Source organism: Variovorax sp. Varisp53 (assembly GCF_059491555.1).
The window spans coordinates 3,824,416-3,845,992 of sequence record NZ_CP168512.1 but is presented as its reverse complement, the minus strand read 5'-3'; the positions used below and the strand labels follow the sequence as shown (position 1 = coordinate 3,845,992).

At 63.0% G+C, this 21,577-nt stretch carries 22 protein-coding genes; 17 read left to right on the top strand and 5 right to left on the bottom strand.

Annotated elements, in window-relative coordinates; all coding sequences use genetic code 11:
• Positions 1–13: 13 nt before the first annotated feature.
• From ACEOAB_RS17990 to ACEOAB_RS17920, 15 genes are all read left to right on the top strand, one after another.
• Positions 14–4,705, top strand: coding sequence for an RHS repeat-associated core domain-containing protein (locus tag ACEOAB_RS17990; protein ID WP_495653018.1), 4,692 nt, complete (start codon positions 14–16; stop codon positions 4,703–4,705).
• A complete protein-coding gene (locus ACEOAB_RS17985) occupies positions 4,702–5,187 on the top strand; it encodes a hypothetical protein (protein ID WP_413751403.1) in 486 nt (161 codons plus the stop codon). The genes ACEOAB_RS17990 and ACEOAB_RS17985 overlap by 4 nt, the downstream gene beginning before the upstream one ends.
• A 54-nt stretch (positions 5,188–5,241) precedes the next feature.
• Entirely contained in the window at positions 5,242–6,384 is a 1,143-nt protein-coding gene (locus tag ACEOAB_RS17980) for an RHS repeat-associated core domain-containing protein (protein ID WP_495653017.1), read from the top strand.
• 3 nt (positions 6,385–6,387) lie between these two features.
• Positions 6,388–6,786: a hypothetical protein gene (locus tag ACEOAB_RS17975; RefSeq protein WP_413748701.1), complete on the top strand. Its 399-nt coding sequence runs from the start codon at positions 6,388–6,390 to the stop codon at positions 6,784–6,786.
• 210 nt (positions 6,787–6,996) lie between these two features.
• Complete coding sequence (locus ACEOAB_RS17970) at positions 6,997–7,386, top strand: hypothetical protein (RefSeq protein ID WP_413748702.1); 390 nt, start codon at positions 6,997–6,999, stop codon at positions 7,384–7,386.
• A gap of 41 nt (positions 7,387–7,427) precedes the next feature.
• Positions 7,428–7,826: a hypothetical protein gene (locus ACEOAB_RS17965; RefSeq protein WP_413748703.1), complete on the top strand. Its 399-nt coding sequence runs from the start codon at positions 7,428–7,430 to the stop codon at positions 7,824–7,826.
• A gap of 172 nt (positions 7,827–7,998) precedes the next feature.
• The gene (locus ACEOAB_RS17960; protein WP_413748704.1) at positions 7,999–8,295 is read left to right on the top strand and encodes an RHS repeat domain-containing protein; all 297 of its coding nucleotides are present in this window, start codon (positions 7,999–8,001) and stop codon (positions 8,293–8,295) included.
• Positions 8,296–8,575: 280 nt separating this feature from the next.
• A complete protein-coding gene (locus ACEOAB_RS17955; protein WP_413748705.1) occupies positions 8,576–9,181 on the top strand; it encodes a hypothetical protein in 606 nt (201 codons plus the stop codon).
• Positions 9,182–9,286: 105 nt separating this feature from the next.
• The gene (locus tag ACEOAB_RS17950; RefSeq protein ID WP_413748706.1) at positions 9,287–9,577 is read left to right on the top strand and encodes a hypothetical protein; all 291 of its coding nucleotides are present in this window, start codon (positions 9,287–9,289) and stop codon (positions 9,575–9,577) included.
• A 111-nt stretch (positions 9,578–9,688) separates the two neighbouring features.
• A complete protein-coding gene (locus ACEOAB_RS17945; RefSeq protein ID WP_413748707.1) occupies positions 9,689–10,000 on the top strand; it encodes a hypothetical protein in 312 nt (103 codons plus the stop codon).
• A gap of 4 nt (positions 10,001–10,004) precedes the next feature.
• Positions 10,005–10,364, top strand: coding sequence for a DUF7710 domain-containing protein (locus ACEOAB_RS17940; protein ID WP_413748708.1), 360 nt, complete (start codon positions 10,005–10,007; stop codon positions 10,362–10,364).
• A gap of 176 nt (positions 10,365–10,540) precedes the next feature.
• Positions 10,541–11,551 (top strand): sugar ABC transporter substrate-binding protein, encoded by a 1,011-nt coding sequence (locus ACEOAB_RS17935; RefSeq protein ID WP_413748709.1) that lies wholly within the window; start codon positions 10,541–10,543, stop codon positions 11,549–11,551.
• 22 nt (positions 11,552–11,573) lie between these two features.
• Positions 11,574–12,533 carry an ABC transporter permease gene (locus ACEOAB_RS17930; RefSeq protein ID WP_056591575.1) on the top strand — a complete coding sequence of 320 codons (960 nt, stop codon included), beginning with the start codon at positions 11,574–11,576 and terminating at the stop codon, positions 12,531–12,533.
• Positions 12,533–13,330, top strand: a complete 798-nt coding sequence (locus ACEOAB_RS17925) for an ATP-binding cassette domain-containing protein (RefSeq protein ID WP_007828054.1) — start codon at positions 12,533–12,535, stop codon at positions 13,328–13,330. The genes ACEOAB_RS17930 and ACEOAB_RS17925 overlap by 1 nt, the downstream gene beginning before the upstream one ends.
• Complete coding sequence (locus ACEOAB_RS17920; protein WP_056591578.1) at positions 13,323–14,546, top strand: ROK family transcriptional regulator; 1,224 nt, start codon at positions 13,323–13,325, stop codon at positions 14,544–14,546. The genes ACEOAB_RS17925 and ACEOAB_RS17920 overlap by 8 nt, the downstream gene beginning before the upstream one ends.
• 16 nt (positions 14,547–14,562) lie before the next feature.
• On the opposite strand, the gene ACEOAB_RS17915 is transcribed toward ACEOAB_RS17920, so the two are convergent.
• From ACEOAB_RS17915 to ACEOAB_RS17895, 5 genes are all read right to left on the bottom strand, one after another.
• Positions 14,563–15,570 (bottom strand): Bug family tripartite tricarboxylate transporter substrate binding protein, encoded by a 1,008-nt coding sequence (locus tag ACEOAB_RS17915; protein WP_157610111.1) that lies wholly within the window; start codon positions 15,568–15,570, stop codon positions 14,563–14,565.
• Between the two features lie 19 nt (positions 15,571–15,589).
• Positions 15,590–17,017: a sensor histidine kinase gene (locus ACEOAB_RS17910; RefSeq protein WP_495653016.1), complete on the bottom strand. Its 1,428-nt coding sequence runs from the start codon at positions 17,015–17,017 to the stop codon at positions 15,590–15,592.
• On the bottom strand, positions 17,018–17,683 hold the full coding sequence (locus ACEOAB_RS17905) for a response regulator (protein ID WP_495653015.1): 666 nt from the start codon (positions 17,681–17,683) through the stop codon (positions 17,018–17,020).
• Positions 17,684–17,708: 25 nt separating this feature from the next.
• Positions 17,709–18,719: a Bug family tripartite tricarboxylate transporter substrate binding protein gene (locus ACEOAB_RS17900; protein ID WP_056591586.1), complete on the bottom strand. Its 1,011-nt coding sequence runs from the start codon at positions 18,717–18,719 to the stop codon at positions 17,709–17,711.
• Positions 18,720–18,789: 70 nt separating this feature from the next.
• Positions 18,790–19,584, bottom strand: coding sequence for an IclR family transcriptional regulator domain-containing protein (locus tag ACEOAB_RS17895; protein ID WP_007828060.1), 795 nt, complete (start codon positions 19,582–19,584; stop codon positions 18,790–18,792).
• Between the two features lie 199 nt (positions 19,585–19,783).
• On the opposite strand from ACEOAB_RS17895, the gene ACEOAB_RS17890 reads away from it, so the two are divergent.
• Both ACEOAB_RS17890 and ACEOAB_RS17885 read left to right on the top strand, forming a co-directional pair.
• Positions 19,784–20,707, top strand: a complete 924-nt coding sequence (locus ACEOAB_RS17890; RefSeq protein ID WP_056594230.1) for a shikimate dehydrogenase family protein — start codon at positions 19,784–19,786, stop codon at positions 20,705–20,707.
• A 29-nt stretch (positions 20,708–20,736) separates the two neighbouring features.
• Positions 20,737–21,570, top strand: coding sequence for a shikimate dehydrogenase family protein (locus ACEOAB_RS17885; RefSeq protein WP_056591589.1), 834 nt, complete (start codon positions 20,737–20,739; stop codon positions 21,568–21,570).
• Positions 21,571–21,577 lie beyond the last annotated feature (7 nt).

Genomic DNA, 21,577 nt, shown 5'->3' with positions numbered 1-21,577 from the left:
GGGAAACCAGAAAATGTCAGGGACGGAAGGAAGCAAGGCGCCAACGGAGCGCGAACCGCAGACGGCAGTAGCGCCACTGAACACGATCGTGAAGGAAGACATCGCCGCGGCAAGCAAGGCGGTGGACGACTGGCTGCGCTCCTTCAGCGGCGGCTACGTGACGCTGGAGCGCCTGACGATGGTGCTGGGCAGCATCCCGATCGTCGGGAACATCATGGCGCTGGTGGATGTGTTCCTGGACATCATCAACATCGTGGAGAAGAAGGCCAAGGACGGGGTCGATGCGTTCCTGAACTGGGTGAGCCTGGGCATCAACCTGATCGGGCTGATCCCGATACCGCCGAGCATGGCGGCGGCACGCATGAGCCTGCGGCCCACGCTGCACCTGGTGAAGCAGGAGCTGAAGACGGCGGCGTCGAACCTGGGCGAGGCGATCGTCACGACGCTGGTGGGGCACCTGAACGCCACCATCATGGGCGAACTCGACAAGTTCATCGAGGGAGCCATTGCCAAGCTCGACGGCATCCTGAAAGACTGCGCAGATCTTGCCGACAAGATCATCGACAACCTGGTGGACATTCTGCGGCGGGTGCTGGGACAGAAGGACCTGTTCACGGTGGGCACGCCCGCGGCGGCGGAGACCAAGGTGCACGACCCGAAGACGCAAAGCACCTGGAACCGGATGTGGGGTGCGGCGGTGCGTTACTCGAAGCAGTCGGCGAACTACGTGGCCAAGACGGCGGCGAGCCAGCTGCCGGATGGGATCGCAGGCCGGGTCAACGGCGTGATCACGCAGATGCTGGACTTCAAGCGGCTGCTGAGGGGGCAGCTGTCGAGGCTGGCGGACAAGGAGGCGCAGGCCAGCATCATGTGGCTGCTGCACAAGCTGCGGGATGCGTTGCTGCACAAGAAGGGCAAGCGCGCGGCGATCGTGCCGCCGCAGGCGGGGGCCAAGGCGGAGAAAGAGAATCCCGGTACGCCGCTCGGACACATCAACAAGCAGGCCGACGCCCAGGGAACCGGGGGCTGCAAGAACTGCCCCGCACCAGCACGCAAGGGCGCTTCCATCAGCCTCAGCACCGGCAACGAGAGCTTCACTCACACCGACTTCGTTCTCGCAGCCCCGCTGCCGATCGAATGGGCGCGCACCTACGCCAGCGACCTCGATGCCTTCGATCGGAGCAGCCTGGGCGCACGCTGGATCACTCCCTACAGCATGCGCGTGGACGTCACCACGCCGACGCGTGGCGCACGCCAGGGCCAGCCCAGTCTGGTGTACCACGCGGCCGATGGCCGCAGCCACGCCTATCCGGTCTTGGCCGTGGGCCAGACGTATTTCGACCCGATCGAGGAAGTCCGCGTCTCGCGCCTGAGCGAGAGCCTGCTGGCATTGGACTTCGGCAAGCCCCTCCCCGAGGGCGAGCAGAGCGAGTGGCGCGAAATCTACGAGCACGTCGACAGCAAGCAGCCCCACTTCCGGCTCGTGGCGCAGCAGGCAAAAGACGGCATGTCCATCGGCCTGCGCTACGACCATGTGATTGCGGCAACGGGCGAGCGCGTGCTCAGCGACATCATCAGCAAGCACGGCGAAGCCGTCATGGCACACGTGGGCACGAAACCCGATGCGCAGACCGGCCTCGTCCAGTCGCTGTGGGAGCTGAAGGACGGCCAGGTCGTGCGCCAGCTGGCGGCTTATACGCACGATGCCGAGCGCGATCTCGTCGCCGCGCAAGACGAAGACGGTGCGAGCTGGAGCTACAGCTACACGCATCATCTCGTGACCCGCTACACCGACCGCACCGGCCGGGGCATGAACCTCGAGTACGACGGCACCGGCCCTGATGCCAAGGCCGTGCGCGAGTGGTCCGACGACGGCAGCTTCGCGCTGAAGCTGGAGTGGGACCGGAACATCCGCCTGACCTACGTGACCGATGCGCTGGGCGGCGAGACCTGGCACTACTACGACATCCAGGGCTACACCTACCGCATCATCCATCCGGACAAGCTGCAGGAATGGTTCTTCCGCGACGAGGCGAAGAACATCACGCGCCACGTGCACACCGACGGCACGACCGACGACTACACCTACGACGAAGACGGCAACCTTCAGACGCACACGCGCGCAGACGGCAGCCGCGTGCATTTCGAATACGACAGGCAGCATCGGCTGACGGGCATCCTCGACGCAGAGGGCGGCGTGTGGAAGCGCGACTACGACGCGCAGGGCCACCTGACGGAAGAGATCGACCCGTTGGGCCACAAGACCGAATACGCCTACGACAAGGCCGGCAGGTCCGTGCGCATCACCGATGCGAAGGGTGGCGTCAAGGTGCTCGCCTATTCCCCGTCGGGCCAACTGCTCAGCTACACCGACTGTTCCGCCAAGACCAGCCGCTGGGAATACGATGAACGCGGCCGCCTGGCCAAGGCCACCGATGCCGCCGGCAATGCCACCAGCTATCGCTATGCAGCTGGCCAGCTGGAAGAGATCGAACAGCCCGACAGGACCAGCGAGCACTTCGTGCATGACGCCGAAGGCCGCCTGCTGACGCACACCGACGCACTGGGTCGCGCCACACGCTACAGCTACACGCGCGCGGGCCTGATCTCTGGCCGTACCGACGCCGCAGGCCGCTCACTCAAGTACTACTGGGACTTGCTGGGCCGCCTCACCGAGTTGCACAACGAGAACGGCAGCCGCTACGACTTCCGCTATGACCCCGTGGGTCGCTTGCTGGAGGAGACCGGCTTCGACCGCAAGACCACGCAGTACATCCACGAAGAGACCACCGGCGTGCTGGCTGAAGTGGTCGAAGCGGGCCACCGCACCGAACTCGAATTCGACCCGCTGGGCCGTTTGAGCGAACGCCGCGCCGGTGGGCAGTCCGAACGCTTCGCCTACGACCGCAACGGCCGCCTGTTCGAGGCGACCAACAGCGACGCACGCCTGCAGTGGTTCTACGACCCGGCCGGCAACCTGACGCGCGAGCACCACCACTACCTGGAGCGCAAGCGCACGGCAGTCTGGCAGCACCGCTACGACGAACTCAACCAGCGCATTGCCACGGTGCGGCCTGATGGCCATGTGACCCAGTGGCTCACGTACGGCTCAGGCCATGTGCACGGGTTGATGCTCGACGGCCAGGACATCCTCGGCTTCGAACGCGACGACCTGCACCGCGAGGTCGCGCGCGAGCAGGGCAATGGGCTGAGCCAGCGCCAGAAGTACGACCCCGCGGGACGCCTGCTCGAACAGCAGATCTCGCGCACCAGGCCCGGCGCCATCGAGGCAGTGGGCATCCAGCGCAGCTACAGCTACGACAAGGCCGGCCAACTCGTGGCCATCGGCGACAGCCGGCGCGGCAACCTGAGCTACCGCTACGACCCGGTGGGGCGTCTGCTGGAAGCCAACAGCCGGGTGGGGCGCGAAGTGTTCGCCTTCGATCCGGCTGGCAACATCGTCGACCCATCGAAGGCCGAGGACCCACTCAGGCACCCGGCGAACAAGCTGCTGGACAACCTGCTGAGGAACTACGCGGGCACCAGCTACCGCTACGACGAGCGCGGCAACATGACCGAACGCGTGCGCAACGGCTGGCGCACCGTCTTCGTATGGGACGGCTTCAACCGCATGACGGCGGCGACCGACCAGAGCGGCATCACGACCACCTTCAGCTACGACGCGCTAGGGCGTCGGCTGTCCAAGCGTTCGGGCGAGAGCACGACGCTGTTCGGCTGGGATGGCGACGTGCTCGCGTTCGAGAGCACGCAGAGCAAGTCAGCGATCGACGAGGGCGGCGAGCGCGGCTGGAGCGTGCATTACATCCATGAGGCCGGTTCGTTCGTGCCGCTGGTGCAGGTGCGCCAGGCGCAGGCGGTAGGGCTGAGCGAGACGACGGATGCGAAGGCGCTGATGGAAGCCAATGGCGGCGTCTACGACATCGAGCAGGATCCGCTGTGGAACGGCGAGGGACGCAGCGCGCCGCGCGCGTTCGACAGGAAGGAAATGGCGTTCTATCAATGCGATCACCTGGGCACGCCGCAGGAGCTGACGGACCATGAAGGCAGCGTGGCCTGGTCGGCGCAGTACAAAGCCTGGGGGGAGGCGCGGGAGGCGATCAGCGAGGCTGGGAGAAGGGCGGGGTTCAGGAATCCGATTCGGTTCCAGGGGCAGTATTTCGATGAGGAAACGGGGCTGCATTACAACCGCTATCGGTATTACGACCCGCAGGCGGGACGGTTCGTCTCGAAGGATCCGATCGGATTAGTCGGGGGGGTCAATCTCCACGGATTCGTTCCCAATCCGGTGGAATGGATCGATCCACTTGGCTTAGCGCGACAAAAAGGTATCACGCCAAACAATAAGGGTACTCGGACCACGATTGAGGGAGGAGAGCTTGCGGAGCCCGCAGTCGGGTACAGCGGACGGGCCGGCGGTAAGGGGGTACACAATCCGGTGGTCAAAGAACTCTACGACGCTGTGCCGGAAGATCAGCAATCAAAAACACATTCGTGGTGTGGTGAGCCTGATGCACTTAGCGGAATTGCCAATCAGCACAATGTGTCAAATGTTGAGGAACTCAGTAAAGTAGTTCGCGGCGCTACGTCAACCACGGTGCGAAACGATGGAATGGCTCTGCCATTTTGTAGTTCTTGCGGGCATGTAATGGACAGACTCGGCATTTGTGATGGAGTAAAAAAATGAATGCGCCATTCAGTGAAGCTGAAGAGAACGATCTCGAAGAACTTGAGCAGGAGTTGACGGACGCTGAGGTTTCTTATGGTCGAATGATGAAAATGTATGCGGAGTTCTTGCTCGCGTTTATCGAGAACGGGCGGTTTGAACGAAAAGTAGATTCGACTGATGGGGTGACTCTTCTGGTTCGGCATCTACGGACAGCAATCACCAATTTTGGTACCAGTGACAGCAATGAGATAAGAAAATCAAGCAGAATAGAGTTGCTGAAACTTTGCAGTCGTTTCGAATATGAGCAGCCATTTCTGTTTGCGCTGGTTCGATGTGCTGTATGTTGCTTCTATGAGGAGGAGGGTTGGGAGCCCGATAAAGAAGAAGATCGAACACCTATTCCTCTCTACCTTTTTCTCCTCAAGCGACTCGATTCTGATATGGGAGCGGAATTTTTGGCGTACGCGCGTAGCTACCTGCTTATCCCTGATCAGGCATAGCACCTGCTGAGCAGCTAGGCGGGCACGAGCTACCGCTACGACGAGCACGGCAACATGACCGAACGCGTGCGCAAGGGCTGGCGCACCGTCTTCGCCTGGGATGGCTTCAACCGCAAGAAGGCGGCGACCGACCAGAGCGGCATCACCACCACCTTCAGCTACGACGCGCTGGGGCGTCGGCTGTCCAAGCGTTCGGGCGAAAGCACGACGCTGTTCGGCTGGGATGGGGACGTGCTTGCGTTCGAGAGCACGCAGAGCAAGTCAGCGGTGGAAGAGGGCGGCGAGCGCGGCTGGAGCGTGCATTACATCCATGAGGCCGGTTCGTTCGTGCCGCTGGTGCAGGTGCGTCAGGCGCAGGCGGTGGGGTTGAGCGAGACGACGGATGCGAAGGCGTTGATGGAAGCCAATGGCGGCGTCTACGACATCGAGCAGGATCCGCTGTGGAACGGTGAGGGACGCAGCGCGCCGCGCGCGTTCGACAGGAGGGAAATGGCGTTCTACCAATGCGATCACCTGGGAACGCCGCAGGAGCTGACGGACCATGAAGGCAGCGTGGCCTGGTCGGCGCAGTACAAAGCCTGGGGGGAGGCGCGGGAGGCGATCAGCGAGGCTGGGAGAAGGGCGGGGTTCAGGAATCCGATTCGGTTCCAGGGGCAGTATTTCGATGAGGAAACGGGGCTGCATTACAACCGCTATCGATATTACGACCCAGCCAGCGGAAGATTCGCATCCAGCGACCCGATCGCATTGGAGGGAGGCATGAATTTGCATGCCTATGCGCCGAATGCCGTTGAATGGATCGATCCCCTAGGACTTTCATCTAGCGGTAAAAACCCTGCACAGCGGTTGGCGGATAAAGCTCAATCGTTGACGGCAGACAAACGGCCAAATACTGTGGCGGTAATAAGGGCCTCGGATGGGCGGGTCATTGTAGGTAGGAATCAAGGGGGCGTTCAAAATAAGGAGGTTCAAGACGCTCTGGCGGAAATCCCTCCAAATCAATTCAACGGAGAGTGTGCCGAGGTTAATGCAATATCTCGCGCTCTTAATAAGGGGATTGATCTAACGGGCGCAACAATTTCGGTTGCCAATGTTCGTGGGCGAAATAGTGTGTGTGGGGTTCATGGAAGTAACAAGCCGCCCTGCTGTGTATGCAATCCATTGGTGAAAAAATTTGGACTAAAGGTTGAGAGGTGATTTATGAGTGGAGATGATTTTTCTGATTTGTCGACATCTGAAAAGCAGATCTATGGAGCGGATTGCTTGGAGGCTTTTATTCGGCATTTTGGAATTGAAGATATTTCAATTGAGATGTTGTTGGCTCATTTGAGAAAAATGGGTCAATCGGATTTTGGAAAATGGGAGAGGGAAGGGGCTCTTTTGCCTTTGAATGGGCGAGGGGATGCTGGGCCTTTGGAACTAAATGAAAAGGTGCCTATGAATATTCGGCAGGATTTTTTTAAGCTGATCGATTTTGTGGTGGAAATTGGCATCGTTGATTCTTACGGGGAGGATTCGATGTTGCCGCTGAAATTTTTGAATGATGCTGTTGGGATTTTACGAACTCACGGAGTGTCGCTTCCCAAGTTTGGATTTTGAGTTTTCTTGAAAATAATGCTCTAGCGGGATTGATGGATTTCGTCAATTCGGAATGAGTCTTGGCAATTAATCTAGCAGGCATTTTATGGAGTCCAAAATTTCCCGGATGTGCCACATGTTCATTCTGAAGTTTTCTCAAAAAATAAATAAAAGTCAGCCGTTGGGAAATTTTTTGGTCGCAAAAAACGTGCGCGTTTCCTTAGGGCGCTGATGATTGTTTTTAAGTTTGGCCCACTGTCCAAGGATGAGCTTGCGATTAGATTTGACGCAAAAGGGGCTCGTGAATTCATATCGGCAATCCTTCATCTTTTTGATGGCAAAAATGGTGAGGAGGTGCTGGATTGTTTTAAGCGTTCAAGTAATTCCGTCGATGCGGCAAGAATAAAAATGAAAAGAGATGGCCAAGATAGCCTTGAGATAAAAGGGAATGAACTCCTTCTTTGTATGTCCGATGATGCTTTGGAGTATGCGGAATTTATGCTGGAAAAATTTCTTAAAGAGGGAGATTTTAGTCCCTCGGAGTTTTGGGAGGTTTCAAGAAAAGGCAGGCGATACGATACTCAGGTTTTCTTTTTGAATTTTTCCTCTTTTGATTCTTAGTTTTAAGGCGGTGGAATTGATTCTGCTCGGCCTGCCAGCCCATGATCAAATCTGCTGATGAATTTATATCGCTGTGCAATTCGAAGGACGAATCGGATATTGCCAGATCGTTTGCTGATGAGGCGCCTCTGAATGTTTGGGAGGATTTGATCCTTAATTTTAGATCTCATCAAATTGATGTGGCGCAAAATAGAACTATTCCTTATGAAGTGATGAAGGTTTTGGCTACTCAAGGGGATGAGCTTGTTCGGTCAATCTTGGCCGAAAAGAGAAGGCTGCCGGTTGATCTTTTTGATTTCTTGTCGAAAGATTCCAGTTCATTGGTTCGAAAAAAAATAGCAGCAAACAAGAAGGCGCCTGCCGATATTGTGAAAAATCTAGCTGAGGATGGTGACGATGATGTTGCCCGAGTCGCACGATTTAGATTGAATCAGGTATGACCCGGTGGGACGCTTGGTGAAGACGAACAGTCGCGTCGGCCGCGAGATCTCCGCCTTTCATCTGGCGACCAGCATCATTGACCCTCTGGCAACCAACGACGCTCTTAGGCACCCGCCTGCAAGCTGCTGAGCAACCGCGGGCACCAGCTACCGCTACGACGAACGCGGCAACATGACCGAACGCGTGCGCAACGGCTGGTGCACCGTCTTCGCCTGGGACGGCTTTAACCGGATGAAGGCGGCGACTGATCAGAGCGGCATCACCACCGCCTCCAGCTACGACGCGCTGGGGCGTCGGCTGTCCAAGCGTTCGGGCGAGAGCACGACGCTCTTCGGCTGGGATGGGGACGTGCTCGCGTTCGAGAGCACGCAGAGCAAGTCAGTGGTGGAAGAGGGCGGCGAGCACGGCTGGAGCGTGCACTACATCCATGAAGCCGGTTCGTTCCTGCCGCTGATGCAAATACGCTAGACACCCGCGTGGCCTGAAAGAGGCGACGGGATGTGAAGGCGACTCATGGAGGCCAAAGGCGCTGTCTACGACATTTCGAGCAGGTCTGGTGGGGGAACGGCGGCGCGCGCGACGTCACGCGCGTTCACCGCAAAGGAGATGGCGTTTGCCCGTGCGCTCACTTGGGGCGCCGCAGGGATACTGATAAATCTTGTGTATGTTGAATTGCGACAAGAAAAAATTGAGCAACCTTGCGTTCCTTGTTAAAGATGCTCTACGCTCCCGATGAAGGTGATGTGAAGTGAAAAATGAATACGGATTTCTTTTTGCGACTCCATCGACTCGAATTTCTATCGAAGAATTGGTGGCGCGAGACGAGGGCGCTGGGCCATTTGTATGGGTGCGGCCTCAAGATGTGATAGGCATAGACGCTTCGAAGATTCTTGCTGGAAATTTGAAATCAAGAAAGAGTTTGAATTCTTATTTTGATGATGAGGATATTTCACCCGAGGCATCTGTTTGCAGTTACCTCGAGTCTTGTGTAAGACACAGGCCGGAGCATTCGGAAATCACTGTCGATGACGTCGTTGGCGCTTGTGTTTATATCATGGTGAAATGGGGGAGTTCACTTCCTGCACACGGATTTTACGGTGACCTGGATTTGCTTTCATCTGGCAATGCATCCAGAATTTTGAAGATTCTTCGGGCTGTTTATGATGGATTAAGTAACGAAGTTCTGCGGCAGAATATTCGTTATTTCGTAGGAGAGCACTACCAAACAAACGGCGTGTGGGCGTTGAATGGGGTGCCTAGATTTTCTGATGTACTGGATTCAGAGGACCTCGAATGCATATCGAAAATGAATCTAGATGAAATTAATTCGAATTTGAATTTTCGCGACGGCTGAATTGACTGGTATAAATAAATCCAATCGGATTGGTGGGGTGTCACATCGGAAGACGATTGATATTTGGGTTGATCTCTCTCCTGGGCGTCCTTTGGTCCAAAAGAAATGAATGACGTAGAAATAATTTCAAAAATTGGTTCGATTTTGCGATCCAAAAAGGTTTTTTGGGTTGAAGGTGAGTATTTGCGAGGCGGCGAAAGGGTTCGCTGGGAGTGCTTTGTCAAGCTATGGAAAAAAACGATTGTGGTCGGATTTGACGAGTATCTAGAGAAGTACGAGGATGCCGTTGATTTGTATGATGCTTGTGTGCGAAATAAGTTTTCGAATATCGAAATGGCTTCGCGGTTTGTTTTGGATTCATTTCCCCTTGCGGCCGAGAAGATGCGACAAGCTTAATTAAAATGCGATCTAGAGAATTTGGGGTCAAGAATCCTCGGTATCACGGCCAGGAGCTAGCGGTTAAGGGTGATGCTCTGACACGCAATCTCAAGTTTTAGGGGAGCGTAGATGATCGACAAGAACAAGGAATTGCGGATCGATGGGGAGAGGCTATTGCACGTCCTGCGAGACATCGAGTACGTGCTCATTTCCCTGCACAAGATCGGCTCCTATTACGCGCCCGATCTTCCCGGGAAAAAATCGGAATACCACGCAGAAACGACCAAATTCATTGATGACGGAGAAGTAACCGTACGGCTCGCCAAGATTCGAGCCATCTTGTCCGGAGCTTTCGACGAAACGCGGGGTGTCAATGACCTGACAGACATCGAACGTGCTTTGGAGGGGCTTGAATGCTGGAAACCAGCAAGCGCGAGTTAGTTTGATGGCTGAATCCGAAGTTGCACGGCACGGACGCATCGATCTGGCAAGCCACGGCTTTGCCGTAAAAACCGAAGGACCCCAAATGGCTGAGATTCAGGAAGTCTGGATTTTTCACGGTGCGAATGCGAAGTTCGCTTCGGGTGTTTTTCGGGACAAAGCCGAGGCCGTGAGGTGGATCGAAGAAGGTGGCCTGACAGGGGTTCTGACGAAATATCCGGTCGGTATTTCAGTCTATGAATGGGCTGTCGAGCGCGGTCATCACAAGCCGCAATCGGTAAAGGATGTGACGCCGGAATTCGTCGCCAGATTTTCGAGTGCCGCCCAGGAGCACATGCACTTCGAGAACGGATCGTCGCACTGATCCGAACCGTCCCGCCCCTTCGCCGCAACCCCGGGTTTTCGATAAGTAAATCCACTTGATTTAGTCCCTCCGCTGGCCGATAGTCTCCCTGCGCCCGGACACCGAGCCCTCAAGGCCCGAGCGATCCGGTTCCACAAGACTGCAGGCGCTTCGCCGCCTGCCCACGGAGACAAACCATGTTCAGCTCCCGCTCTATCCTGGCCATGGCGGCCATGTCCCTCACCGCAGTGGCCGCATCCACCGCCTTCGCCGCCGACCAGCCCGTTATCGGCCTCGTCACCAAGACCGAAACCAACCCCTTCTTCGTCAAGATGAAGGAAGGCGCGCAGGAAGAGGCCAAGAAGCTCGGTGCCAAGCTGCTCTCGGGCGCTGGCAAGGCCGACGGCGACAACGCGGGCCAGATCACGGCGATGGAAAACATGATTGCCGCCGGCGCCAAGACCATCCTGATCACGCCGAGCGACGCCAAGGCCATCGTGCCGGCCATCAAGAAGGCGCGCGACAAGGGCGTGATGGTGATCGCGCTCGACAGCCCGGCCGATCCGCCGGACGCGACCGACGCGCTCTTCGCCACCAACAACTACACGGCCGGCGTGCTGATCGGCGAATACGCCAAGGCCGCGATGGCCGGCAAGCCGGCGAAGATCATCGCGCTCGACCTGCTGCCGGGCCACCCGGTGGGCGCGCAGCGCCACAACGGCTTCATGAAGGGCTTCGGGCTTGCCGCCAACGACGCCAAGTCGAACGAGCTGTCGAAGACGCCAGAGATCGTCTGCATGGCCGACAGCTACGGCGACCAGGCCAAGGCGCAGACGGTGATGGAAAACTGCCTGCAGAAGGCACCTGACGTGAACCTGGTCTACACCATCAACGAGCCCGCCGCGGCCGGTGCCTACAACGCGCTGAAGCGCGCGGGCAAGGAGAAGGGCGTGATGATCGTCTCGGTCGACGGCGGCTGCCAGGGCATCAAGGACACGGCCGCCGGCATCATCGCCGCGACCTCGCAGCAGTACCCGCTGAAGATGGCCGCCATGGGCGTGGCCGCGGGCGTGGAGTTCGCCAAGACCGGCAAGAAGGCCTCGGGCTACGTCGACACGGGCGTGACGCTGATCGCCGGCAAGAGCGTGGCCGGCGTCGACAGCAAGGACACCAAGACCGGCACCGAGCTGTGCTGGGGCAAGAAGTAATCGGAAACATCAGGACGAAGCCATGGCGAAGTCTCCAACGCACCACATTCCGTGGGGCGCCCTCGGGCCGTGGCTGGCTCTTCTCGGCGCGTGCATCTTCTTTGCGACCCAGTCGGATCGCTTTCTCACCGGCGGCAATCTCTCGCTGATCCTGCAGCAGGTGATGGTGGTCGGCGTGATCGCCATCGGCCAGACGCTGATCATCCTCACGGCGGGCATCGACCTGTCGTGCGGCATGGTGATGGCGCTGGGCGGGATCATCATGAGCAAGTTCGCGACCGAACTGGGCATGCCCGCGCCGGTGGCCATCCTCTGCGGCGTCGGCGTGACGACGCTGTTCGGCCTGCTCAACGGGCTGCTGGTCACGCGCATCAAGTTGCCGCCTTTCATCGTGACACTGGGCACGCTGAACATCGCCTTTGCGATCACGCAGCTGTATTCGTCGTCGCAGACCATCACCGATTTGCCCGGCGGCCTCACGGGCCTGGGCACCACCTTCGCCATCGGCAATGCCGAAGTGGCGTGGGGTTCGGTGCTGATGCTCGTGCTGTACCTGCTTGCCTGGTTCGTGCTGCGCGAGACGGGTGCCGGCCGGCACATCTATGCGGTGGGCAACAACGCCGAGGCCACGCGGCTGGTCGGCATTCCGACGCAGCGCGTGCTGCTGGGCGTGTACGTGGCGGCGGGCGTGCTGTACGGCGTTGCCTCGCTGTTGTCGGTGGCACGCACCGGCGTGGGCGACCCGAACGCGGGGCAGACCGAGAACCTCGACGCCATCACGGCCGTCGTGCTCGGTGGCACCAGCCTGTTCGGTGGCCGCGGCATCGTGCTGGGCTCGCTCATCGGCGTGCTGATCGTGGGCGTGTTCCGCAACGGGCTCACGCTGATGGGCGTGTCGTCGATCTACCAGGTGCTGGTGACGGGCGTGCTCGTGATTCTTGCCGTCGCAGCCGACCAACTCTCGCGCAGGGGAGCCCGCTGATGAACATCATCGCCAACCCCAAGATCGTGATGCAGGCCAAGGGCCTGGTGAAGCGCTACGGCCAGGTCACGGCGCTCGACGGTGTCGACTTCGAGCTGCGCGAAGGAGAAATCCTTGCGGTGATCGGCGACAACGGCGCGGGCAAGTCGTCGCTCATCAAGGCGCTGTCGGGCGCGGTGGTGCCCGACGAAGGGCAGATCCTGCTCGACGGCAAGGCAGTGCATTTCCGCAATCCGCTGGATGCGCGCCGCGCCGGCATCGAGACCGTCTATCAAGATCTCGCCGTGGCCCCGGCCATGACCATCTACGAGAACCTGTTCCTCGGCCGCGAGCTGCGCCGCCCCGGCTTCCTGGGCAACGTGCTGCGCATGCTCGACAAGAAGCAGATGCTGAAGGAAAGCACCGCCCGCATGGCCGACCTGAAGGTCGGCATCCAGTCGATGACGCAGGCGGTCGAGACGCTCTCGGGCGGGCAGCGCCAGTGCGTGGCCGTGGCGCGCAGCGCGGCCTTCGCGCGGCACGTGGTCATCATGGACGAACCCACCGCCGCCCTCGGCGTGAAGGAGGGCAACATGGTGCTGGAGCTGATCCGCCGCGTGCGCGATCGCGGCCTGCCCGTGGTGCTCATCAGCCACAACATGCCGCACGTGTTCGAGGTGGCCGACCGCATCCACGTGGCGCGCCTTGGCCGTCGCGCGGCCGTGCTCAACCCGAAGAAGATCAGCATGAGCGACACGGTCGCCGTGATGACCGGCGCCATGACGGCCGACCAGTTGCCCGCGGAGGCGCATGCCTGATGCGGACATGCCTGCACGCACGCCTGACCTGTTGCGGCCCCGCGGCTCCAACCAGGTCGGCATGCGCCAGTTCAACGAGCGCACGGTGCTGCAGGCGCTGCGCGTCCACGGCAGCCTGCCCAAGGCCGACCTCGCGCGGCTGACGGGGCTCAGCGCGCAGACCATCGGGCTCATCACCGCGCGGCTCGAGGAAGACGGGCTCATCGTCAAGCAGAGCCGCGTGCGCGGGCGCATCGGGCAGCCGTCGGTGCCGCTGGCGCTGAACCCCGACGGCGCCTTCGCCATCGGCATCAAGGTGGGGCGGCGCGGCGCCGAATGGCTGCTGATCGACTTCGCCGCGCAGGTGCGCGAGCGCCACGCGATCAGCTACGACTTTCCCGATGCGGACGAGCTGCTGCCCGCCATCGCGCAGCACATCCACCGGCTGCGCGACGGGCTGGGGCCGCTGGCCGCGCGCAACGTGGGCGCGGGGCTGGCCGCGCCGTTCCAGCTCGGCGGCTGGCACCGCACGCTGGGGTTGTCGAAGGCGCAGTCCGACCTGTGGAACCAGATGGACCTGGCGGCCGAGGTGCGTGCGCGCACCGACGTGCCGGTGAGCTTCGCGCGCGACACCGTCGCGGCCTGCGTGGCCGAACTGGTCGGTGGGCGAGGGCACGACCTGAAGAGCTTCCTCTACATCTTCGTCGACACCTTCGTGGGCGGCGGACTGGTCATCAACTCGCACCTGCACACCGGTGCGCACGGCAACGCAGGCGCGCTCGCTTCATTGCCGATGCAGCCTCCGGGTAGCCGCGGTGCGCTGCCGCCGCAGCTGGTTGCGCAGGCGTCGCTCTGGGAGCTGGAGCAGCGCCTGGCCGGCGAGGGCCTCGACGCCATGGCCGCCTACGACGACCGCGCCCTGCAGCCGCCCTATGCCGCCACCACGCAAGCCTGGCTGGAAAGCGCATCGCAGGCGCTGGCGCATGCCATCGTGAGCGGCACCGCCATGCTGGACCTGCCCGACGTGGTGGTGGACGGCTCGATGTCGCGCCCGCTGCTGCAGGCGCTGCTCGACCAGACCCGCGCCGCGCTGGACGGCTGCAACTGGGAAGGCCTCTGGCAGCCCCGGCTGCATGGCGGCAAGGCAGGTGCGCAAGCGTGTGCGCTGGGCGGCGCGATGCTGCCGCTGCACGCCAACTTCGCGCCCGACCACGACGTGTTCCTGAAGGCGGCCTGACAGGACTGCTTGGCGTTCAGGAAGGCCAGCGCCGCAGGCCCAGTTCGTCCGCCAGCCGCCGATAACTCTTGATCTGCGCCTGCACGTAGTCGTCGAGCGCGGCGCCGGTGAGCGCAAAGGGGTACAGGCCGTGCTGCTCGCGCAAGGCAGCAAAGCCGGGCGCCGCGCTCGCCTCGCGAAAGGCCGCGGTCCACGCGCGCACGGCCGATTCCGGCACGGCAGCGCTCAGGTAAAGGCCGCGCACGGTGGGCCACACCACGTCGACGCCTTGTTCGCGCGCGGTCGGCACGCCGGTGAGCGCGCCGCCGAGCCGGTTCTCCGACAGCACGGCGAGCAGGCGCACGGCCGCACCGCCCGCGATGGCCTGCAGCGCCTCGGCCGCATCGCCCGGAAAGGCGTCGACATGCTTGCCCTGCAGCGCGCCGAGCGCATCGCCGCCGCCCTCGAAAGACACGAAGCGCATGGCCTTGTGGTCGCGCCCCGCGGCGCGCACCAGCAGCGCGGCCTTCACCCAGTCCTGGCTGCCGACCGTGCCACCGGCGCCGAAGGCGATGCGCGACGGGTCCTGCCGCAGCGCCGCGACGAGGTCCTGCAGGCGTTTGTAGGGCGAATCGCGATGCACGGCGATCACGCCATAGTCGGTTCCGAGCGTCGCGATCCAGCGCACGGCCGAGGGCGAATGCGGTCCGAAGCGGCCCTGCGCGAGGTTGAGCAGCGAGCCGCTCGAGAACGCCACCAGCGTGCTCGGCCCGCCGAGCTTGCCGGTGGCGATTCGGTCGAAGGCCACGGCGCCGATGCCGCCCGGCAGGTAGCGCTGGGCGAGCGGCGGGCGTGCGGGGCGCACGGCCTGCAGCGCATCGCGCGCGAGCGCACAGGTCAGTGCGAAGCCGCCGCCGGCCTTGGCGGGGATCACGCAGTCGGCAGCGTCTTCGGAGGGATCGTTGGCAGCAGCCTTAGCGCCCGCGCCCAAAGGCATCAGCAGCGCGGACAGCGCGCGAAGTGCGTGGCGGCGGGTAGGTCGCATGGGCATGGCGGCGGACTTGTCAGGTGGCCGCCGCAGCTTGGGTGCGGGGCCACCAGATGATCGCATGCAGCCCCGTGCCCGCCTCGCGCGCTTCGAGCCGCAGCTCGCCCCGGTGCCGCTGCGCGATGGAGCGCGCAATGGCCAGCCCAAGCCCGAAGCCGCCCTTGCCGGCGCGTGCGCCGCGCCGGAAGCGCTGGCCGAGTGCGGCGCGCTCCTCGTCGCCGATACCGGGCCCGTTGTCCTCCACGTTCAGGCTCCAGCCCGCCGCGTCGCTTGCGGCAAAGAGCGTGATCGTGCCTTCTGCGGGCGTATAGGTGATCGCGTTGGCCACCAGGTTGCCCAGCGCCTCGCGCATCAGCGATCGGTCAGCCACCGCAACGAACTCCGGCGTCGGCGAATGAATGCCCAGGTCGATGCGCTTGGCGCGCGCCAGCGGCAGCAGGTCGACCGCCACCTCGCGCAGCAATGCCGCCACGTCGAACTCGGCAGGCTCCACCGACACCGTGTCGCTGCGGCCCAGCGCCAGCAGCTGCTGCGCGCTGCGCGTCGCGCGGCCGATCTCGGTGCCGAGCGCGTCGAGCGCCACCTGCACCTGCGCCGGGTCCTGCTCGCGCCGCGCGTAGTCGGCCTGCATCTGCAGCGTGGTCAGGTGCGTGCGCAGCTGGTGCGAGGCGTCGTCCAGGAACTGGCGCTGCTGCGTCACGAGCTCTTGCGTGCGCGACATCTGCTGGTTGACCGCGGCGACCAGTGGGCGCACTTCGGCGGGCAAATCCGTTTCTGCGATGCGCGTGAGGTCGTCCGGTGTGCGCGCCTGGACTTCGCGCGCCAGCCGCGACAGCGGCCGCAGCGCCGCCGCCAGCGCAATGGCGGTGCCGCACAGCAGGATCGCAAGCACCAGCGCGTCGCGCAGCGCCGCGCTGCGCACGAAGCGTGCGCTGAACTCCTGCCGCGAGCGCGTGCTCTCGCCCACCTGGATCAGCACGCTGCGCCCGGTGCTGCCGGCCGGCGCGCGATCGAGGTCGCGCCGGTAGGCCGCGAGCCGTACCGATTCTCCGAAGTAGGCCGCGTCGTAGAAGGCCGGCACGCCCATTGCCAGTTCGGCCGGCGGCGCGGGCAGGTCCGCGCTGCCGAGCTCGACCAGCCCGTCGGAGGTGGATACGCGAAAGAACACCTGCCCGCTCGCCGTGAGCTCGAAGAACTCGAACATCGTGTACGGCAGCTCGACCGACAGGCCGCCCGAGGCGGTCGAGATGTTGGCATCGATGGATTTGAGCGCGCCCAGCAGCGAGCGGTCGTAGGCCGCGTTGGCGGCGGCGAGCGCGTCGTGCCGGGTCATCCACAGCTCGATGCCCGTCACGATGAGGAGGGCGGGGAACAGCAGCAACGCGAGCCGCTGCCACAGGCTCGCGCGCCGCAGGCGGTTTGCCAGGCCGGACACCACGCTCACTCAGTCCGCTTCCAGTACATAGCCCAGCCCGCGCAGCGTGACGATGCGAACCCCGGTGCCGTCGAGCCGCTTGCGCAACCGGTAGATGAAAACCTCTACCGCCTCGGGATGCACGTCTTCGTCATCGGAGAACACGCGCTCGAGGATCTGCTGCTTCGACAGCGGCGCGCCGCTGCGCTGCACCAGCACGCGCAGCACGGCCAGTTCGCGCGGCGAGAGCGCCAGCGCCTCGCCGTTCAGCGTGAAGTGCCGGCGCGCGCCGTCGTACACCAGCGGGCCGCAGGCCAGCCGCGGATGCTCGATGCCGCGCGCACGCCGCACCAGTGCGTGCAGCCGTGCTTCGAGCTCGGCCAGCGCAAAGGGCTTGGCGAGGAAGTCGTCGGCGCCCGCGTTGAGCGAGGCGACGCGTTCATTCAGCGAGTCGCGCGCCGTGAGGATCAGCGCCGGCAGCCGCTGGTCGCGTTCGCGCAGCCGCTGCAGCACCGTGTGCCCGTCGAGCCCGGGCAGGCCCAGGTCGAGCACCAGCGCGTCGTGGTCGCGCTGCTGCAGCGCCCGGTCGGCCAGGCGCCCGTCGTCCACCCATTCGACCTGGATGCCCGCGTGCTCCAGCGCCTTGCACAGCCAGGTGCCCAGGGTGTGTTCGTCTTCGGCCAGGAGGATGCGCATGGGCCGATGCTAGGGCCGGCAGGGCTCAATCCGGCTTGATGTTTGCCCTTGCAATCACCTTCTGCCAACGAGCCTGCTCGGAGGCGATGAACTGCGCGAACTGCTCGGGCGTGCCGCCGATGGCCTCAGCGGCATCGGCCGTCAGGCGCTGCATCGAATCGGGCGACTTCACGGCCTTCATCGTCTCGGCGGAAAGCTTGGCCAGGTTGGCAGGCGCGATGTTGGCCGGCGCCAGCATGCCGTACCACTGCGTCATCTCGAAACCCGGAAAGCCCTGCTCGGCCACGGTCGGCACATCGGGCAGCTGCGCGAGGCGCTTGGCCGAGCCGGTCGCGATGCAGCGCACCTTGCCCGCCTTGATGAACGGAATGATCGCCGCGGCACCGATGGCCGAGGCGTCGAGCCGGCCCGAGAGCAGGTCGGTCACCATCGGGCCAGTGCCGCGGTAGGGCACGTGCAGCATGAACACCTCGGCCGTCATCTTCAAATACTCGAAGGCCAGGTGGCCCGCGCTGCCGTTGCCCGCCGAGCCGTAGCTGAGCTTGCCGGGCTTCGACTTGGCATACGCAATGAACTCCTTGAGGTTCTTGGCCGGCACATCGGGGTGCACCACGTAGAGGCTGGGCACCTTGGCCAGCAGGCTCACGGGCTTGAAGTCCTTGTTCGCGTCGTAGGGCAGCTTGGCGAAGATGTACGGGTTGACCGCCAGCGTGCCGATGTGGCCCAGGATGATCGTGTGCTGGTCGGTGCTGCGCGCCACCTCGCTCATGGCGATGTTGCCGGCCGCGCCCGGCTTGTTGTCGACGAACACGCTCTGGCCCAGTGTGCGCGAGAGTTCGGCGGCGGTCGAGCGCGCGACGATTTCCGAGCTGCCGCCCGGCGCGAAGGGCACGACGAAGCGGATCGACTTGCTGGGCCAGGTGTCCTGCGCCGAGGCCAGGGAAGGGAGCAGGCCGCCGAGGGCCGCGGCCCCGCCGGCTTGCAGCAGGCCGCGGCGGTTCAGGCGGGCGTCGTCGGGAACGAAGAGGTTGGACATGGTTTGTCTCCAGCGCTTTTGGATTGAAAGCGCACATCGTGCCCGACGGTTGCTGTCGGAATGCTGTCAGTCAGATCAGGTTGCGCATCGCCTGCGCCGTCTCGCGCAGCACCGGCAGCACGCGCGCCACCGCGTCTTCCGAGCTTTCATGCCCCATCGGCATGGTGATGTTCAGCGCCCCGACCAGCGTGCCGTGCCGGTCGCGCAGCGGCACCGCGATGCCGCGCGAGTTCAGGTCGAGCTGCTGCTCGGAAAGGGCCCAGCCTTGGGCCCGGATGCGGGCGAGTTCGAGCTTCATGCGCTCCATGCTCGCAATCGTGTGCGAGGTGAACACCGTGAGCTGCCGCGTGGTCAGCCATTCGTTCAGCTCGGCATCGCTGCGCAGAGACAGCATCAGCATGCCCGAGGCCGTGACCTGCGCCGGCACGCGTGCGCCGAGCACGTAGCCCGTGCTCATGCTGCGGTTGGGGCCGTTGCGCGCGATGTAGACCACCTCGTCGCCGTCCATCACGCTGAGGTAGGCGATCTCGTTGGTGCCGGCGGCCACCCGCTGCAGAAAGGGCTGCACCACGCGCGGCAGCCGCGCTGACTCCAGGTACGACTGGCCCAGACGCAGCACGCGCGGCGTGAGCCAGAACAGCTTGCCGTCGCTGGCCACGTAGCCCATGTGCTGCAGGGTCAGCAGGTAGCGCCGCGCGGCGGTGCGGGTCATGTTCGTGCGCTGGCCGGCCTGGCTGGCGGTGAGGCGCGGGTTGGCGTCGTCGAAGGCCTCGATGATGCTCACGCCGCGCTCCAGGCCGGCGATCCAGTCGCGCTTGTCCAGGCCGGGCGGGGGCGCGGAGTCGTCCTTGCTGTCCTTGCTCATGGCGGGAAGTGTGCCTTCGTGGGAGGGTTCGGGGACTGGATCAAATGCAGGTGAAAACCCTTGAATTGAACGATAAACGATTTTTCAAGTTCGATGATCGCTCGTTTGGCAGGTGAAAGAGATGCGAGACTTCGGTGAAGCGACTATAAAGCTCGGCATCCGGCCTCGAAAAGAGCGATTGACGAACGGAAGCATGCACATGAGCCATTCCATCCGCGGCAGCACCCAGGTTTACCTGATTCCCGGCGACCCGGTTCGCAACGTGCGGCTGCCGCGCATGTTCAATGCCGCCTTCGAGCGTTTCGGCATCGATGCCGTGCTGCTGCCCATGCAGGTGCCGGTGCGCGACTTCGCGGTGTTCTTCAAGTCGGCCTTTCTCGCGCGCAACTTGCGCGGCATGGTGATCGCGCCGCCGCACAAGCCGCTGGTGGTCGACCTGCTCGACGGCTGCGGCCTCTTCGGCCGCGTGGCCGGCTCGGTCAACGTGGTGCGCCGCACCGAGGGCGATCAGCTCGAAGGCGACCTGTTCGACGGCGAAGGCCTGATCGGCGCGCTCGACCACTGCAACATCCCGTTCCGCGGCAAGCGCGTGCTGATCCTCGGTGCGGGCGTGAGCGCCGCGGCCATCGGCGTGGCGCTGGCCGAGGGCGGCACGGTGAACGGCGCGGAGTACATCGCGTTCTACGACAGCGCCGCAGGCAAGGCGGCCGGCGTGGCGGCCAAGCTCGATGCATTCTTCGACGCGACTGTCGCCGCGGTGGACAGCAACGCCCCCGAAGGCTTCGACCTCGTGATCAATGCCACGCAGCTCGGGCTGGTCGATGGCGATGCATTGCCGGTCGATGTGGCGCGTATGGAAAGCCATGCGGCGTTGTTCGACATTCTTCTGCGCAACCAGCCCACGCCGCTGGTGCGCGCGGCCCGCGACCGCGGGCTCAACGCGCAGGCGGGCTTCGAGATGCTGATCCAGCAGATGCCCCACTACTTCCGCTACTTCGGCCATCTGGATGCGGCCGCCGCGATGCAGGCCGACTCGAACTTCCTGCGCGAAATCATCTATCCGCCGGCGATGCACGCCGAAATCGCGCAGCCGCTGCGCTACCACTCCCCCAGCGTGGCCTGACCGCGCCTTCCCACAGAAACACGAACGACATGATTTCCGGCAAGACCACTCTCATCGCCCACATCGGCTATCCCACTGAAGCCTTCAAGGCTCCGATGATCTACAACCCCTGGTTCGACAAGCACGGCATCGACGCCGTGGTCGTGCCCATGGGCGTGAAGCCCGAGGACTACGCGGCCTCGCTGCCTCAGATATTCAGGTTCAGCAACATCCGCGGCGCGCTGGTGACCATGCCGCACAAGGTCACGACGATGGCGCTGGTCGACGAGGTGACGCCCACGGCGCGCGTCGCGGGCGCCTGCAACGCAATCCTCAAGCGGCCCGACGGCACGCTGCTGGGCGACCAGTTCGACGGCGCGGGCTTCGTGCGCGGCGTGGAGCGCAAGGGGCGCCTCTTCAAGGGCACGCGCGTGCTGGTGTCGGGCACGGGCGGCGTGGGCTCGGCCATTGCGGCGTCGATTGCCGCGGCAGGCGCTGCCGAACTGATGCTGTTCGACATGAGCGAGGCTTCGGCCGGCGCACTGGCCGCGCGGCTGCGCGAGCACTACCCGCAGATGAAGGTGACCACCGGTTCGAAGGACCCGGCCGGCTACGACGTGGTCGTCAACGCCACGCCGCTCGGCATGAAGGAGGGCGATCCGCTGCCCTTCGACGTGGACCGCATCGACCCGAACACCTTCGTCGGCGAGGTCGTCATGAAGACCGAGTTCACGCCGCTGCTGCAGGCGGCCAAGGCCAAAGGTTGCCAGGTGCAGGTCGGCACCGACATGCTGTTCGAGATGATTCCCGCGTACCTCGAGTTCTTCGGCTTCGGCACAGCCTCGCCGGAAGAGCTGCGCGCCGTGGCCCAACTGAAGTACTGAAAGGCCG

What these genes read in the sequence shown, in the direction of transcription:
- ACEOAB_RS17935 (WP_413748709.1), top strand. Translation starts at nt 10,541, where the DNA reads ATGTTCAGCTCCCGCTCTATCCTGGCCATGGCGGCCATGTCCCTCACC.
- ACEOAB_RS17895 (WP_007828060.1), bottom strand. Translation starts at nt 19,584, where the DNA reads ATGAGCAAGGACAGCAAGGACGACTCCGCGCCCCCGCCCGGCCTGGAC.
- ACEOAB_RS17925 (WP_007828054.1), top strand. Translation starts at nt 12,533, where the DNA reads ATGAACATCATCGCCAACCCCAAGATCGTGATGCAGGCCAAGGGCCTG.
- ACEOAB_RS17990 (WP_495653018.1), top strand. Translation starts at nt 14, where the DNA reads ATGTCAGGGACGGAAGGAAGCAAGGCGCCAACGGAGCGCGAACCGCAG.
- ACEOAB_RS17980 (WP_495653017.1), top strand. Translation starts at nt 5,242, where the DNA reads ATGACCGAACGCGTGCGCAAGGGCTGGCGCACCGTCTTCGCCTGGGAT.
- ACEOAB_RS17945 (WP_413748707.1), top strand. Translation starts at nt 9,689, where the DNA reads ATGATCGACAAGAACAAGGAATTGCGGATCGATGGGGAGAGGCTATTG.
- ACEOAB_RS17890 (WP_056594230.1), top strand. Translation starts at nt 19,784, where the DNA reads ATGAGCCATTCCATCCGCGGCAGCACCCAGGTTTACCTGATTCCCGGC.
- ACEOAB_RS17950 (WP_413748706.1), top strand. Translation starts at nt 9,287, where the DNA reads ATGAATGACGTAGAAATAATTTCAAAAATTGGTTCGATTTTGCGATCC.
- ACEOAB_RS17885 (WP_056591589.1), top strand. Translation starts at nt 20,737, where the DNA reads ATGATTTCCGGCAAGACCACTCTCATCGCCCACATCGGCTATCCCACT.
- ACEOAB_RS17940 (WP_413748708.1), top strand. Translation starts at nt 10,005, where the DNA reads ATGGCTGAATCCGAAGTTGCACGGCACGGACGCATCGATCTGGCAAGC.
- ACEOAB_RS17965 (WP_413748703.1), top strand. Translation starts at nt 7,428, where the DNA reads ATGATCAAATCTGCTGATGAATTTATATCGCTGTGCAATTCGAAGGAC.
- ACEOAB_RS17905 (WP_495653015.1), bottom strand. Translation starts at nt 17,683, where the DNA reads ATGCGCATCCTCCTGGCCGAAGACGAACACACCCTGGGCACCTGGCTG.
- ACEOAB_RS17975 (WP_413748701.1), top strand. Translation starts at nt 6,388, where the DNA reads ATGAGTGGAGATGATTTTTCTGATTTGTCGACATCTGAAAAGCAGATC.
- ACEOAB_RS17985 (WP_413751403.1), top strand. Translation starts at nt 4,702, where the DNA reads ATGAATGCGCCATTCAGTGAAGCTGAAGAGAACGATCTCGAAGAACTT.
- ACEOAB_RS17970 (WP_413748702.1), top strand. Translation starts at nt 6,997, where the DNA reads ATGATTGTTTTTAAGTTTGGCCCACTGTCCAAGGATGAGCTTGCGATT.
- ACEOAB_RS17960 (WP_413748704.1), top strand. Translation starts at nt 7,999, where the DNA reads ATGACCGAACGCGTGCGCAACGGCTGGTGCACCGTCTTCGCCTGGGAC.
- ACEOAB_RS17915 (WP_157610111.1), bottom strand. Translation starts at nt 15,570, where the DNA reads ATGCGACCTACCCGCCGCCACGCACTTCGCGCGCTGTCCGCGCTGCTG.
- ACEOAB_RS17920 (WP_056591578.1), top strand. Translation starts at nt 13,323, where the DNA reads ATGCCTGATGCGGACATGCCTGCACGCACGCCTGACCTGTTGCGGCCC.
- ACEOAB_RS17900 (WP_056591586.1), bottom strand. Translation starts at nt 18,719, where the DNA reads ATGTCCAACCTCTTCGTTCCCGACGACGCCCGCCTGAACCGCCGCGGC.
- ACEOAB_RS17930 (WP_056591575.1), top strand. Translation starts at nt 11,574, where the DNA reads ATGGCGAAGTCTCCAACGCACCACATTCCGTGGGGCGCCCTCGGGCCG.